Genomic DNA, 14882 nt, shown 5'->3' with positions numbered 1-14882 from the left:
TGATGCGGAAAAGAACTCTGTTCGGTGCACTTGCCCTGACGATATTTTTGACCGGTCATGCGCTGGCTCAGAAAACGTCCCTTGGCATCGGCATGAATGAAGTCGCCATGCAGCCCACCGGTCCATTTGCCGAAATCATTCTCTGGATCAACATGCAGCAGCGCAGTTTCTATCTCGCCATGACACATGCGCTGAAAGGCATGCGCGAGGATCCCTGGCAGGCGTCGATCCTTGTTGGCCTCTCATTCCTCTACGGCATTCTTCACGCTGTGGGCCCAGGCCACGGCAAGGCTGTGATTTCGTCCTACATGCTTGCCAATGAAACGACGTTGAAGCGCGGCATCGTCCTCTCTTTCGCTTCGTCAATGCTGCAGGCCTTCACCGCGATTTTCGTCATCGGCCTGACCTTCCTTGTGCTGCGCGGCACGACGGTCTCGATGGACGACGCCACGCACTACATGGAAATGGCGAGCTTCGTTCTGATCATCGCCTTTGGCCTGTCGCTGCTCTGGCGCAAGGTGCCAGCGCTTTTCCGTCCTCGCGTTGCGCATCTCATGCCTGAAAAGGTTGCGGCGGGTCACCATCACCACGCCCATGACCATCATGGCCACCACGATCATACCCGTGCGCACAGCGCCCATAGTCATGATCATCATGACCACGGCCACCATCATAATCATGCGGCGGGTGAAGTCTGCGAAACCTGCGGCCATTCCCATGCGCCGGACCCTGCGATGATCGCCGGTGACTTCAACTGGAAAACCGCGTGGTCGGCAATTATAGCCGTCGGCTTGCGCCCCTGCTCCGGCGCGTTGATCGTCCTGACTTTCTCGCTGCTGAACGGTCTTGTCATCGGCGGCGTTCTCTCGGTCTTCGCCATGGCGCTCGGCACGTTCATCACCGTCGCCATATTGGCAACGCTGGCAGTGACCGCAAAGAATGTCGCGCTGAGAGTTTCCGGCGCTTCCGCCCTTTCAGGCCGTGTTCAAAACATAATAGAGATCGGCGGTGCGCTGTTCATCGTCCTCTTCGGTGCATTGCTTCTGACTGCCTCGCTTCAGTACTAAGGCTGGTCATTTTCATGCTGTTTTCTGGCGCGCAGCCAGAAGACAAAGAAGAAACCCGCGACAAAGACCACGGCAAAGGTCCCTGCCGCAAGGGTCGAACGTTCGCCCAGCGCCAGCATCAGCGTCGGCATCCAATAGGCGACGAAGCCAAAGCCAAACATGATGCAGGCGGCTGCAATGGCGGCATTACGGGTTTTCGGATCGGTCACGCTCGTTGCCTTTGTTCAATGCATCTCAGCGCGTTGTAGTCGCGTGGCGGTTTAATGCAAGTGCAGGGACAATTCAGGGGGCAATACTGCTGTGCGTGGTTCGACGGGGCTCACCATGAGGGAAGTGGTTGATTGCACGCAAACTCGGGGAACCTCGGGCGTTTCCTGGCTCCCTGCAAGACTCTACCCTCCCTCATGGTGAGCCCCGTCGAACCACGCACTACGATATTGCGGCCCGAAACTCTTCCAACCGCTTGATCTGCATCCCAGTTGCATCGAAATTATCCGGCGAAAGCCAAGCCTGATAGGCGGCTTTCAGTGCGGGCCATTCGCTGTCAATGACCGAATACCACGCCGTGTCGCGGTTCTTGCCCTTCTGCACCATATGCTGGCGAAAGATGCCTTCGAATGTAAAACCGAACCGCTCCGCCGCACGCTTTGACGGCTCATTGGCATTATTGCATTTCCACTCATAACGCCGGTAACCGAGATCATCGAAGGCGTATTGCATGAAGAGGAACTGCGCTTCCGTCGCCGCAGGTTTGCGCGAAATCAACGGCCCCCAATAAATATTGCCTATCTCGATCACACCGAACGTCGGATCGATGCGCATCAATGTCTGACGGCCGGCCACTTTGCCGCTTGCCTTGTCGATGACCGCGAAGAACAACGGATCCTTGCTCGCTTCGACCTTTTGCAGCCACGCCGCAAAGGCTTCGCGATCCTCCGCCGGATTTTCGAAAAGGAACCTGAACCGGTCGCCCGCGTCTGCAACCGACGACGCCTCGTAGAGCTCGTCGGCGTGCTTTGCCGCATCGAGTGGTTCCAGTCGCACATAGCGGCCCTCGAGCGGTTCACGGGCAGGCAAAGGGCGCGGCGTCCAGTTTGTCAGATCGATCATGATGCAATTTGCTCGCTCGAGTTGAGAATATTTGACTTGTTATGCCACTCCACGCACAAAGCAGAAGTTGAAAATTGTATGTGAGACAAGAAAATGCTGCGCACGAGAGCGAAGTGGGGCCATATTTCGCGCGTTCTGTTTCCCGGATGGCGAGACAATCCACTAGGAAGGTGGCGAGGTCGATGCCTTAGCATCGTCCGATGCCACATGACAACGTGGTTGGCCGCCAGCCGGAAACCCGAAGGGCCGGGTGAATTCTGGCCAAATTCATCGGGCTTCGGTATCGTCCGATGGAGAGGCATCGGCCTCACCAAATCCCTTGACCTTGTCCTGAATTCTCTCCGGCAGAACGGTGAAATATGACCCTACTTCGCTCTACTTCGGGATTCGATCGTATCGGCGAAGAGAATGCCTTTGCCGTCCTCGCCCGCGCCACTGCTCTCGCCGCCCAGGGCAAGGACATCATCAATCTCGGCATCGGCCAGCCGGATTTCAAAACCCCGGCCCATATCGTCGAAGCCGCTATCAAGGCGCTCAGGGACGGCCACCATGGCTATACGCCGGCGAATGGCCTGCTCGCCACCCGCGAGGCGGTGGCACGCCGCACGCTCACCACAACAGGCGTCGAGGTCTCGCCGGAAAACATCATGATCGTTCCGGGTGGCAAGGTAACGATGTTCGCGGCAATCCTGATCTTTGGCGAGCCCGGAGCTGAAATCCTTTATCCGGATCCAGGCTTCCCGATCTATCGCTCGATGATCGAATTTACCGGGGCCAAACCAATTCCCGTGCCCATCCGCGAGGAGAACGGCTTTGCCTTCTCCGCCGAAGAAACCCTTGCGTTGATCACGCCGAAGACACGGCTTTTGATTCTCAACTCACCCGCCAACCCTACTGGTGGCGTGACGCCGAAATCCGAAATCGAAAAGCTGGTGAAAGGCCTCGAAGCCCATCCGCATGTGGCGATCATGTCCGACGAGATCTACGACGTCATGACCTATGATGGCGAGGAACATTGCTCGCTTCTGACCTTCCCGCAGATTCGCGACCGGCTGATCATATTGAACGGTTGGTCGAAAACCTGGGCGATGACCGGCTGGCGCATGGGCTGGTCGATCTGGCCGGATCAACTGTACGACAAGGTGCGCAAGCTAGCGGTCAATTGCTGGTCCTGCGTCAATGCCCCGAGCCAGTTTGCCGGCATCGCCGCCATCGACGGCCCGCAGGACGATGTCGAGAAGATGTGCAAGGCATTCGACAACCGCCGCAAGATCGTCGTCGATGGCCTCAACAGCCTGCCCGGCATCAGCTGCGCCACGCCGAAAGGCGCATTCTATGCCTTTCCCAACGTCAAGGAGACCGGCTGGCCCGCAAAGCAGCTGGCGGCGGCGCTATTGGACGAGGCGGGGGTTGCGCTGATTGGCGGGCCGGATTTCGGCATTCTCGGCGAAGGCTATGTCCGCCTGTCCTATGCCAATTCCGAGGAGAACATTCTTCGCGCCATCGAGCGGATCGAAAAGTTTCTGACGAGGTAGTCAGCGCTACCTTTGGCGGCAAAAACATGGTGCGTGGTTCGACGGGGCTCACCATGAGGGACATGGGTGGATTGCAATGCTAGTCGCAAACGTTGCAATTCTTGGCTACCTGCAACCAACTACTTCCCTCATGGTGAGCCCCGTCGAACCACGCACCCACCAATTTGCAATCTCTGTCAGGTTGGACTGTTGACCTTCACGTCGGCCACAGTCGCTTCGATATGATCGATCAGATTGTCCGGCAGTTTCAGACGTCCGGCGAGGAGATCGAGATAGCCGCGCTCCGCCCGTGTCTTCGGATCAATCGCAAGGCGCGAGGCAGTATAGAGCTCGACCTTCTGCGCATCGGTAACCGCAGCAGCCACCAGTCCGTCCACATCGACGGGGGAGTTCAGCTCGTTTGCCAGAAATTCCTGCGTATCGCTGTTGATGCCGGAGAGCGACAGCTTCTCGATGATGCGCGCCTTTTCGGCCTCGTCTACCATGCCATCGGCACGGGCAGCCGCGATCATCGCGCGTACAAGCACCAGCGCAAACTCGTGTTCACCCTGTGGCGCGGTCTCGGGGCGGAAGCTTGAATCATCCGGCGGCGGCGCAAGCTCGCCAGTTGTGGCCTGTGTTGTCTCGGCGGGAGCCTTGCCGGACTGGTAATTCTGATAGGCTTTGTAGGCGAGCCCGGCGACGGCGGCGAGACCGCCAAGCTTCAAGGCACTGCCGGCCACTTCACGGCCCGTGCCGGTCCCAAGAAGGATCGCAGCCAGCGCGCCAGTGGCGAGCGGATTATCCTTGGCCAGTTGCGTCGCCTTGCCGGCCGTGTCGCGAACCGAGGTTCCGGTTCCGGGAATATTGCTTCCCAGGAAATCATCGAGAATCTTCTTCGGATCAAGCATGCGTCTCTCCCATGGCTGCATGAATTGGCTCCGCTTAGTTAGGACCGGGTTCATGGCATTGCAATGACAGCAGAGGAATTTGTAAGGCGCTCAGGAGCCTATGTGCTGCTTAAGGCCGCGCTCCTTGGCGAGCCGCACCTGCTTCTGCCGTTCGGCAAAACGGGCGCGGTCTTCATCCGTGCGTTCGTGATAACAATTCGGGCAGGAGACGCCCTCCTCGAACAGCGGTGAAAGCTTGTCCTCCGGGGCGATCGGATTGCGGCAGGCATGGCAAAGTTCGGCCTCGCCCTCGACAAGGCCATGGCCAACCGATACCCGCTCGTCGAAGACAAAGCACTCGCCTTCCCAGCGGCTTTTTTCGGCGGGAACGTCTTCGAGATATTTGAGGATGCCGCCCTTCAGATGAAAGACATCATCGAAGCCGAGGCCTTTGACATAGGCAGTCGCCTTCTCGCAGCGAATACCGCCTGTGCAGAACATGGCAATCATCTTGCCTTCCAGCTCTTCGCGATGGCTTTCCACCCATTGCGGAAATTCGCGGAAGGTTTTGGTCTGCGGATCGATCGCCCCTGCAAACGTCCCGATCGCTGTCTCGTAGTCATTGCGTGTGTCGATGAGGATCGTATCCGGATCGGAGATCAGCGCATTCCAGTCCGTCGCGGGCACATAGGTGCCGACGCTTTGCAGCGGGTCGATATCGTCGACGCCCATGGTTACGATTTCCTTCTTCAGCCGCACCTTCATGCGCTTGAAAGGCATCTCACTGGCGTGGGAATATTTGAGTTCCATCCCGGCAATGGCGGGCTCGGCCTCGAGGAAATCAACGAGCTTCTTGATCGCCGCCTCGGTTCCGGCAACCGTTCCGTTGATACCCTCCGCCGCCAGCAGCAGCGTGCCCTTGATCCCCTGCCCGCAGCAAAGCTTCGCCAGCGGCTCCTGCAGCGACTGGTAGTGATCCAGCCGGGCAAAGCGATAGAGTGCGGCCACCGTAAAGGGCATGTTTGAGGTATGGTCTGTCATGATCGCATCCAACTACTGCGCTAGGGTCGCAATTTCAAGGGTTATGCGCAAACACAAGCGAGGTCCCATGCTCTCGCCTCACTTCGAGGCCAGTATTTTCGTGATTCAGTAGACAAACCGGCTGCACGCCACTAAATCGATTGAAGTTCAAGCCAGCGGAGAAATGAGATGACCCAGAAGACCGATTTGCTATTACCTGTCCTCAGGGGCCAGCCGGTTATTCCGGTCATTCTCATCCAGAATCTGGCTGATGCCGTGCCTCTGGCGCGGGCGCTCGCCAAGGGCGGCCTCCCGGCAATCGAGATCACGCTGCGCACCGCAGCCGCACTCGATGCCATTCGTGCCGTCGCCAATGAAGTGCCGGAGGCCATCGTCGGGGCCGGAACCATTCTCAATGCCCGCCAGTATGACGAGGCTGTTAACGCAGGTTCCCGCTTTATCGTCAGTCCCGGCGCAACACCGCAGCTCATCGAAGCTGCGCGCGACAGCAAGGTGCCACTGCTTCCCGGCGCCATCACGCCCGGCGAGATCATGGCCTTGCGCGAAGAAGGCTACACCATGTTGAAGTTCTTCCCCGCCGAACAGGCAGGCGGCGTGGCATTCCTGAAATCGCTGTCCTCGCCGTTGGCTGGCACGCTGTTCTGCCCTACCGGCGGCGTCAGCATCGCCAACGCCAAGACCTATCTCAACCTGCCGAACGTCGTCTGTGTTGGCGGCTCATGGGTTGCCCCGGAAGAATTGGTCAAGGCAGGCAAGTGGGACGAGATCACCAAGCTCGCAGCCGAGGCAGTAAAGCTGGCTAGTTGATGCCGATTATCCCTTGTGGGAGAGAAAGCGATTTCAGCATCTTAGCCCTTGCTAAGTGCTAGAAATCGCCAGAGAGGGGATTTCAAACTCACAACACACTCCCCTCTCTTGGATTTTCTAAGGATTTAGCAAGGGCTAAACCCGAGAAAATCCTTTCTCCCCCGCGAGGGGGAGATAAAACCAGCGTTCAAACAAAACCGGCGGCTCTTCATCAGAGCCGCCGGTTTTGTTTCTGTTTGAGTTCTTACGATCCGTGGGTCGGATTGAACTTGGCGATCTGCAGGAATGTAACCGCCTTGCCTGTGAACTTGTTGGCGTTGGCGACGGGCAGGGTCTGCTGGAACCCGGCAGTATAGACCGTCGTCGGGGCAGTGCGCATTTCTGCATTGCGCAGGACTGCCGGTGTCACTGTCGGCGCCGTGTCGGCAACCTGCTCGGTCGAGAGCGCACGATCCGGAACATCCGAGGAAACCTGGATCGCTTTCGGAGCTTGTTCCTGTGCAGCCTGCTTGCGCGGTTTGGCACCCTTGGCCGTGGTGATCACGCCATTGTTGAGCACGGCAACCGGATCACCGGAGCCCTGAGCATCGAGCATCGTCCGGCGCAGTGATGGCTGTGTTTCTATCGATGCCATTTGCATATTCTGCCGCGCAGATTTTACACGTCCACCCGTCGTTCCCGGCAATGTCGGCATCTCGGGTGTGGGCTGCGAAGCGGAAACAACATTTCCATGTTCGCTATCGGCCTGCATGATAATCGCCTGCAGATCATCATCCGGAACCGGGATGACATCTTCGGCCGCCGCCATAGCCTCAACGGTTTCAGCAATGGGACGCTGGTCCGGCACGAGGGACGCAACCATCATGTCACTGTGCTTCGGCCCATTGCGCGGCTTGTCGAAGGGAACCGGCACCAGTGCATTGGCCATTTCTGGCTGCGCCGAATCGGCACTCGCATCGTTGGGATTGGCTGCAATCATCTCGCGGATAGCGCTGGCGCTGTCCTGCGGCTGCGGTCGTGGCATCGGCAGGGCGGCGATGACAGTCGACTTATCCTCGGCAAGCGCATTGAGCGTTGATGGGTCTTCCGGCGCCGGCGTCGGCGAATAATCGGGACGGCGCAGCGGCACGGGAACCGCAAAGGCCAAGGCCTGGTTGTCCTCCGGCGATGTCGCAAGCGGCGCATCGGGGCGCGGCGCCGTCAAAGGCGCGGGCGCATCGCGCACCGGCAGGTCAGGAGCGATCTCCTGCGGTTGCTGCTGGGCGCGTGTTGCGACAGCAGGGGCTGTTGCGGCGGGAGCGGCCTCACCTCCGTCGGCTTCCTCGGCTATCGAGGCTGGCTTGGTCGAAAGCGTCTTCGAGGGCTTGGAAGCAGAAGCGACAGCAACTGCACTCTCACCGGTATCCTCTTCCTCGTCGGCACCGCCGCCACCAAAGAGAATGCCAAAGAGGGTCTTGCCACTACGGCCGGAACTCGACGAAGCGCTTGCAACCTGAACCGAGCTGCCGCTGCGCTTGCGGGCTTCATAGGCAGCGACTGCCTGCTCGTAGCCGGGTAATGGCTTGCCGTCGGATGGAATGTGCATCGTCTTGCCATCGGGGAATACGGCCAGCAGTTCCCTGCGGCTCATGCGCGGCCAGTGGCGGACATTGCCAACATCGGTATGGACGAAAGGCGAGCCGGAGGTCGGGTAGAAGCCAACGCCGCCGGCCTGGAATTTCATGGCTGTAACGCGAAGCGTCGCAAGCTTCACGCCCGGCAGATACCAGTCCATCGCCTTGCCCAGCATATGCTGGCTGGTTTTCGCTACACCGCGTGAACGGGAACGCAGCATGGAATTCGTGGCAGGAGAGCGATAGGCAGACACCACATTGATGTAGTCCCTGCCGCCGACGTTTTGATAAATCTGCCAGACCAGATCGAAGAGGCGGGGGTCCATCTTCGTCGGTTCGTTGCGGCGCCAATCGCGCAGGAATTTGTTGAGCTTGTTCAGACCATCCTGCTGGTAACGACCATTTTTCTTGAATGTGATCTCGGCACGTTCTTTGGTGTGGATGAAATAGAGCCTGAGAGTCCTCGTCTCAGCGGAAGCCTGCGCGGATGCAAACAACATCGACGCAAAGACCATGAGGAACACAAACCAGCCGGCGCGCATTATAGAAAACGCCGTCGATCTGCCGTTCTGTGCATGATTCATGTTTGACAATTTCGTCCCCAACCTTGACCGTCTTTTCCAACCCCCGAATAGCTGGATTATCCGATTTAATGGTTAATGGTCGCTTTATTGAAGAACAATTACGTTGAGAGCATGGCAAAAACGCATATCGAATCCAGTGCTTCCTGACATGGTCAACGGGTTGTTAACAGCACGATTAAGGCTTTTTAACAAATGAATCCACCCCTCAAAAGTCTAAAAGTTGCTTCAATGTGCGATAAGCAAGACGGTATTAGCCAAATTGCCAACCCACTCTTAAGGTTTAGCTCCTTTATCCAGGGCTCCTGATTCGCCCTCGAAGCTTCAATATTATGGTGCCAAAATGACCTCAGAAATGAAAAAATACGCCCTAGATACGGCGCTCAAGGTTTCCTCCAAATCGGGCGGCGCCGCTGCCGTGAAAAGCGATCAGGCTGCGCTGGGCATGCTGCCCGAATGGAACCTCGCCGATCTCTACCCGTCGACTGAAAGCAGCGAACTCAAGGCCGATCTCAAAAAGGCCGATGAACTCGCCGTCGAATTCGAGAAGCGCTGGAAGGGCAATCTCGCTACAGAGGCCGCCGAGCCAAGCGGCGGCAACTTCGCGCAATCCATCCAGGAATTCGAAGTACTGGAGGAACTGATCGGCAAAATCGTCTCCTTCGCCGGCTTGGTCTACGCCGGCGATACTTCCGATCCGAAGCGCGCCAAGCTTTACGGCGATATCCAGCAGAAAATGACCGATGCCAGCACGCATCTGATCTTCTATAGCCTCGAACTCAACCGGATCGATGACGCCGTGATCGAAAAGGCGATGGACGATAATCCGGCCATCGCTCACTACCGCCCATGGCTGGTCGACCTGCGCAAGGACAAGCCTTACCAGCTCGACGACAAGATCGAGCAACTGTTTCACGAAAAATCAATCACCGGGCGCGGCGCCTGGAACCGCCTGTTCGACGAGACCATGACCGCGCTGCGCTTCGAGGTGAACGGCGAGGAACTGCCGCTCGAACCGACCTTGAATCTTTTGCAGGACGCCGATGCGTCCCTGCGCAAAGCCGGATTCGAAGCACTCGCCAAGACCTTCAAGGAAAACTTGCGCATTTTCACCCTCATCACCAACACGCTGGCGAAGGACAAGGAAATCTCCGATCGCTGGCGCGGCTTTGAGGACATCGCCGATAGCCGCCACCTCGCCAATCGCGTCGAGCGCGAGGTGGTGGACGCGCTTTCCGAAGCCGTGCAGGCCGCCTATCCGCGCCTGTCGCATCGCTATTACGCACTCAAGGCCAAATGGCTCGGCCTCGACTATCTGAACAACTGGGATCGCAACGCCCCCCTGCCGGAAACCCCGCAGGCGATCATCTCGTGGACCGATGCGCGTGAAACCGTGCTTTCCGCCTATAATGGCTTTGCACCGGAAATGGCCGATATCGCGAGGGCTTTCTTCGACAAGAACTGGATCGATGCACCAACGCGCCCCGGCAAGTCACCCGGCGCCTTCGCTCATCCGACGGTTCCCTCAGTGCATCCCTATGTGCTGCTCAACTATATGGGCAAGCCGCGTGATGTGATGACGCTTGCGCACGAACTCGGTCACGGTGTGCACCAGGTGCTTGCCGGCGATCAAGGCGCGCTCATGGCTTCGACGCCGCTGACCCTCGCCGAGACCGCGTCCGTCTTCGGCGAAATGCTGACCTTCCGCTCATTGCTGGAAAAGACCCGCGACAAGCGCGAGCGCAAGGCCATGCTGGCGCAGAAGGCCGAAGACATGATCAACACCGTCGTACGGCAGATCGCGTTCTACCAATTTGAGCGCCGGGTTCATACCGAGCGCAACAATGGCGAACTGACCTCCGACCGCATCGGCGAGATCTGGCTGGATGTGCAGAAGGAAAGCCTCGGACCGGCCGTGCATTTCGGTCCCGGCTACGAGACCTTCTGGACCTATATCCCGCACTTCATCCACTCGCCTTTTTATGTCTACGCCTATGCCTTTGGCGATTGCCTGGTGAATTCGCTCTATGCAGTCTACCAGAACGCCGAAGCGGGCTTTCAGCAGAAATATTTCGATATGCTCAAAGCGGGCGGCACCAAGCATCATTCCGAATTGCTCGCGCCCTTCGGCCTCGATGCGACGGACCCGGCCTTCTGGCAAAAGGGCCTGTCGGTCATCGAAGGTATCATTGACGAGCTGGAGGCGATGGACGCCGATGGCCCTGTCTAACACTTGGAGGCTATCTCCGTCGATGCGTGAATCATGCCACTTCCTTACCCTCCCCCAACGTGGGGAGGGTCGCCGCGAAGCGGCGGGGTGGGGGGCTTGCAAAGAAACTCTTGTTCACTGAGAACGGTCACGATGCTGAAAGTCTTAACCACCACCCACCCCGAACCTGCGGTTCGACCCTCCCCACGTGGTGGGAGGGTAAGCGCGGGCGATGCTGCGGCCTTAATTCTGCAAGAAAATCTGGGGGCGATGGACGCCGCATAATGACCACCCCTGCCCCCGCATACACGCCCTACGATGGCTCGGTGCAACCCTTCACCATAGGGTTGCAGCAGCTTGACCTGAAGAACTGGATCGAGATCGACGGCAATCTTCTCGCCTATCTCGCCGAAAAGCAGCGGCTTTTTGCACTCTATGGCGACAGGATCCTGGTCGAGGAACCGGGCACACACGACGCACAAAAAGAGGTACTGGAACTGCTCAGCACCCATCTGGTGGAGCAGTATCCCACTCTCTACTCGCGCGACGGCGAAAACATCACCATTACGGGATTGGACAAATCCGTATCGCTCGGCGACACGGACACGTCCTGCCTGCATCGAGCCGCCAGCCTCGTTCAGGAAGACCTCGTTTTGATGCGCAAGGACGGTGAGCGCGGCTGGCATCTCGCCGCCGCCTCGCTGTCCTTTCCCTCATCGTGGACCCTTTTGGAAAAGTTCGGCCGCTCCATGGACGATATCCACGCACCCGTGCCGGATTTCGGCGCAGGCACCCGCAATGCCGGGCTGATCAGCCGCATGTTCGACAATCTGCGGCCAGACCGCTCTGTCCAGCGTATGAACTGGTCGCTGCAACCGGACGGCAATCTTTACCACCCGCTTGCAAGCCACCAGAAAGGCGCGCGCTATACCGACGATGATATCGCAGCCCAGAGTTATGTTCGCGTCGAGCGCCAGACCTTACGCAAATTACCCGTCTCCGGCGATGTTCTTTTTACCATCCGCATTTATCTCGATCCTATAAATGCTCTGAAGAAACACCCCGAATGCCGCGCCGTAGTGGAAGCTTTTGCCCGCCAGCTCGAAGCGCTCAATCCTGCGCAATTGCATTATAAAGGTATTATGACAATCCGCGACCGGCTTATCGACGCGCTGAAACGCCTATAGCCGCGTTTTAATTAACAGTAGACTCAAATTTCATCATAAAAGCGCAACGGGTTGTTTGCTCTTTGCGATCACTATGCTCTATGGTTTCTTTGAAGCCGATCTATAGCGGCCGTCCTCATTGATGGAGATCAAAATTAGGAGCAACAAAAAAATGGCGAAGGCTGAATGGCCTGTACATGGAGAAATTACCGGTCCGATCGTGATGATCGGTTTCGGGTCCATCGGACGGGGTACCCTGCCCCTCATCGAACGCCACTTCAAATACGATAAATCCCGCCTGATCGTTATCGATCCAAGTGATGCCAACAAGAAACTGCTCGATGAGCGCGGCATCCGCTTCATTCAGGAAGCTGTCACACGAGAAAATTACAAGACGCTGCTCAAGCCGCTTTTGACCGAAGGTGGCGGACAGGGCTTTTGCGTCAATCTTTCCGTCGATACATCGTCCGTCGATATCATGCATCTGTGCCGCAAGCTCGGCGCGCTCTATATCGATACGGTCATCGAGCCCTGGACCGGCTTTTACTACGCCAGCGACATCGACAACGCCGACCGCACCAATTACGCTTTGCGTCAGACCTTGCTAGCCGAAAAGAAAAAATATCCTGGTGGTCCGACTGCGGTTTCCTGCTGTGGCGCCAATCCCGGCATGGTTTCGTGGTTCGTCAAACAGGCTGTGCTCGATCTCGCGCACGATCTCGACATCGAACATGACGAACCCTCGCGCACCGATCGCGACGGCTGGGCCCGCCTGATGAAGAAGACCGGGGTCAAGGGTATTCATATTGCAGAGCGCGATACACAGCGCGCCACTGAGCCAAAGCCCTTCGGCGTCTTCTGGAACACATGGTCGGTCGAAGGTTTTATCTCCGAGGGCCTGCAACCGGCCGAGCTCGGCTGGGGCACCCATGAAAAGTGGATGCCGAAGAACGCCCGCAAGCAGACAAAGGGCAACAAGGCCGCGATCTTCCTGGAACAGCCTGGCGCCGACACCCGCATCCGTACATGGTGCCCGACGGAAGGCGCACAGTTCGGCCTGCTGGTCACGCATAACGAGGCAATCTCGATCGCCGATTTCTTCACGGTTTTCGACAAGAAGGGCAAGGCCGCCTACCGGCCGACGTGCCACTACGCCTATCACCCCTCTAATGTTGCAACGCTGTCACTCGACGAGATGTTCGGCGCAGCAGGTACGCCACAGACCGAGATGCACGTGCTCGAAGAATCGGAGATCGTCGACGGCGCCGATGAACTCGGCGTTCTGCTCTACGGCCACGACAAGAACGCTTATTGGTACGGTTCGCAGCTGACGATCGAGGAAGCCCGCAAGCTTGCTCCCTATCAGAACGCGACCGGCCTGCAGGTCTCGTCCGCGGTCATGGCCGGCATGGTCTGGGCACTCGAAAATCCCGACGCTGGTATCGTCGAAACCGACGAGATGGATTTCCGCCGCTGCCTCGATGTGCAGACGCCCTATCTTGGCCCGCTTATGGGCCATTATACGGACTGGACGCCGCTGGCAAATCGCCCCGGTCTCTTCAAGGAAAACCTCGATCTTGAGGATCCCTGGCAGTTCCGCAACATCCTGGTGCGGTAAGTTCTAATACCCTAACGGGTTAAAAACGGCAGCCTCCGGGCTGCCGTTTTCATTTCAGCCATTTCACCATCGGTTGAGCGCTCATCCCGGCCCATAGTTCCGGATCTCCACTATCCTCATATCCGTGCGCCAGATAAAACCGATGAGCTGTTTGGGTGCTCGACAGGAAGCTCTTTTTGTTTCCCTGTGCACACACATAGGTCTCGAGATACCGCATCATCTCCAGACTGACACCCTGAAACCGGGCATCGGGTGAAACATAGTTCAGCAGAATTTCCCCCTTGTCAGATGCAGATCCTACTCCGAGAATTTCGCCCGCAATTTCGGCAACAACCACTTTCTGCTCGGGCGATTCAATCCACGCCCGAACATTCCCGACCGTTTTGTTGGCGAGCCACTGATCGAGCGTCGACTGATCTCCTTCATGATCGGCGATACATAGCTCCGAGATCGAACGTCGCAGCACGATGCATGCCTGTTCCGCGTCAGACGCTGTTGCAGCCCGCACAAGCATAGACTTCCCTCTACATTCCCACACTGACCGGCGCACCAGCCGTTCCAACAGACATTAGCCGGTAGAGCAAACACCCTGTACTTCGAATTTACAATTAAACTTATGTCTTGTTTTTGCTTGATTTTCGCGGCATTGAGAGAGCGAGATCCATTGGGAGATTGTCTGGATGAAACGCTTTTCGGTTGCCATCGGCACAGCCACACTGGCCCTGACCCTTTCCGGCTGCATGAGCGGCGGCGTCCAGGAGGGCGGCCCAAATCAGGTCACCCGCCCCACTGATGCGGTGCAGGGTCAATGGTTCGACACGTCCGGCGTCGCCTTCTCCAATTTCAACGGCGGCGTATTCGAAACGCGCGCCAATGACACCAAGGAAAAACTGGCCGAGGGCAATTATCGCTTTGCCTCTGCCAATCTGATCGAGATCAATCTTCGCTCGCTTGCCCGCGGCACCCAGTCCAAGGTCAATTGTGCCCTCGTCAGCGCCGGTCAGTTGAACTGCACGTCGTCATCGGGCCAACAGTTCTCCCTGACACGCCGCTCCCCGCAAGTGGGTTAAGTCGTGCTTTTTCCGTCGCTCAAATCCGAATTGATGCCGATCAAGTGGACGATGGGGTTCGTTCTCGCGTTTCAAATTGGCATCTTCGCCAAATTATTCATGTCCTGGAATACGGCCTGACGTTTTTGGATCAGAAAAGCCGGTTTCTGATGCGGCCAGTTCTGTGCTTGTCATATCTTCTTGACGCACGAAAAAT

General features: G+C 57.6%; 13 protein-coding genes. 7 read left to right on the top strand and 6 right to left on the bottom strand.

What is annotated here, in order from left to right; genetic code table 11:
• The first annotated feature begins 2 nt into the window (after window positions 1-2).
• On the top strand, window positions 3-1067 hold the full coding sequence (locus tag ACSQ3H_RS08185) for a nickel/cobalt transporter (RefSeq protein ID WP_436119385.1): 1065 nt from the start codon (window positions 3-5) through the stop codon (window positions 1065-1067).
• Here the strand turns inward: ACSQ3H_RS08185 and ACSQ3H_RS08180 are convergent.
• Window positions 1064-1276, bottom strand: a complete 213-nt coding sequence (locus ACSQ3H_RS08180; RefSeq protein ID WP_436116588.1) for a hypothetical protein — start codon at window positions 1274-1276, stop codon at window positions 1064-1066. The genes ACSQ3H_RS08185 and ACSQ3H_RS08180 overlap by 4 nt on opposite strands.
• Window positions 1277-1496: 220 nt before the next feature.
• Window positions 1497-2177 (bottom strand): GNAT family N-acetyltransferase, encoded by a 681-nt coding sequence (locus tag ACSQ3H_RS08175; protein ID WP_436116587.1) that lies wholly within the window; start codon window positions 2175-2177, stop codon window positions 1497-1499.
• Between the two features lie 359 nt (window positions 2178-2536).
• Here ACSQ3H_RS08175 and ACSQ3H_RS08170 point away from each other — a divergent pair, with 359 nt between their 5' ends.
• Window positions 2537-3712, top strand: coding sequence for a pyridoxal phosphate-dependent aminotransferase (locus tag ACSQ3H_RS08170; protein ID WP_436116586.1), 1176 nt, complete (start codon window positions 2537-2539; stop codon window positions 3710-3712).
• Between the two features lie 176 nt (window positions 3713-3888).
• Here ACSQ3H_RS08170 and ACSQ3H_RS08165 read toward each other — a convergent pair whose 3' ends face one another.
• A complete protein-coding gene (locus ACSQ3H_RS08165; protein ID WP_436116585.1) occupies window positions 3889-4602 on the bottom strand; it encodes a tellurite resistance TerB family protein in 714 nt (237 codons plus the stop codon).
• Window positions 4603-4692: 90 nt separating this feature from the next.
• Complete coding sequence (gene trhO, locus ACSQ3H_RS08160; RefSeq protein ID WP_436116584.1) at window positions 4693-5622, bottom strand: oxygen-dependent tRNA uridine(34) hydroxylase TrhO; 930 nt, start codon at window positions 5620-5622, stop codon at window positions 4693-4695.
• A gap of 168 nt (window positions 5623-5790) precedes the next feature.
• Between trhO and ACSQ3H_RS08155 the strand changes: the two genes are divergently transcribed.
• Window positions 5791-6429 carry a 2-dehydro-3-deoxy-phosphogluconate aldolase gene (locus tag ACSQ3H_RS08155; RefSeq protein ID WP_436116583.1) on the top strand — a complete coding sequence of 213 codons (639 nt, stop codon included), beginning with the start codon at window positions 5791-5793 and terminating at the stop codon, window positions 6427-6429.
• Between the two features lie 244 nt (window positions 6430-6673).
• Here the strand turns inward: ACSQ3H_RS08155 and ACSQ3H_RS08150 are convergent, their stop codons facing one another.
• A complete protein-coding gene (locus ACSQ3H_RS08150; protein WP_436119384.1) occupies window positions 6674-8584 on the bottom strand; it encodes a DUF882 domain-containing protein in 1911 nt (636 codons plus the stop codon).
• 394 nt (window positions 8585-8978) lie between these two features.
• On the opposite strand from ACSQ3H_RS08150, the gene ACSQ3H_RS08145 reads away from it, so the two are divergent.
• From ACSQ3H_RS08145 to ACSQ3H_RS08135, 3 genes are all read left to right on the top strand, one after another.
• Window positions 8979-10853 (top strand): M3 family oligoendopeptidase, encoded by a 1875-nt coding sequence (locus ACSQ3H_RS08145; RefSeq protein WP_436116582.1) that lies wholly within the window; start codon window positions 8979-8981, stop codon window positions 10851-10853.
• 263 nt (window positions 10854-11116) lie between these two features.
• Window positions 11117-12019: a heme-dependent oxidative N-demethylase family protein gene (locus tag ACSQ3H_RS08140; protein WP_436116581.1), complete on the top strand. Its 903-nt coding sequence runs from the start codon at window positions 11117-11119 to the stop codon at window positions 12017-12019.
• A 151-nt stretch (window positions 12020-12170) separates the two neighbouring features.
• A complete protein-coding gene (locus tag ACSQ3H_RS08135; RefSeq protein ID WP_436116580.1) occupies window positions 12171-13616 on the top strand; it encodes a homospermidine synthase in 1446 nt (481 codons plus the stop codon).
• A 49-nt stretch (window positions 13617-13665) separates the two neighbouring features.
• On the opposite strand, the gene ACSQ3H_RS08130 is transcribed toward ACSQ3H_RS08135, so the two are convergent.
• Window positions 13666-14178 carry a GNAT family N-acetyltransferase gene (locus ACSQ3H_RS08130; protein WP_436116579.1) on the bottom strand — a complete coding sequence of 171 codons (513 nt, stop codon included), beginning with the start codon at window positions 14176-14178 and terminating at the stop codon, window positions 13666-13668.
• A gap of 118 nt (window positions 14179-14296) precedes the next feature.
• Between ACSQ3H_RS08130 and ACSQ3H_RS08125 the strand changes: the two genes are divergently transcribed.
• A complete protein-coding gene (locus ACSQ3H_RS08125) occupies window positions 14297-14686 on the top strand; it encodes a hypothetical protein (RefSeq protein ID WP_436116578.1) in 390 nt (129 codons plus the stop codon).
• The last annotated feature ends 196 nt before the right edge of the window (window positions 14687-14882 follow it).

The organism is Phyllobacterium sp. LjRoot231 (genome assembly GCF_964253365.1).
Taxonomy (GTDB): domain Bacteria; phylum Pseudomonadota; class Alphaproteobacteria; order Rhizobiales; family Rhizobiaceae; genus Phyllobacterium.
Note: the sequence above shows the minus strand (reverse complement) of the source record. Positions and strands in the feature narration are given on the sequence as shown.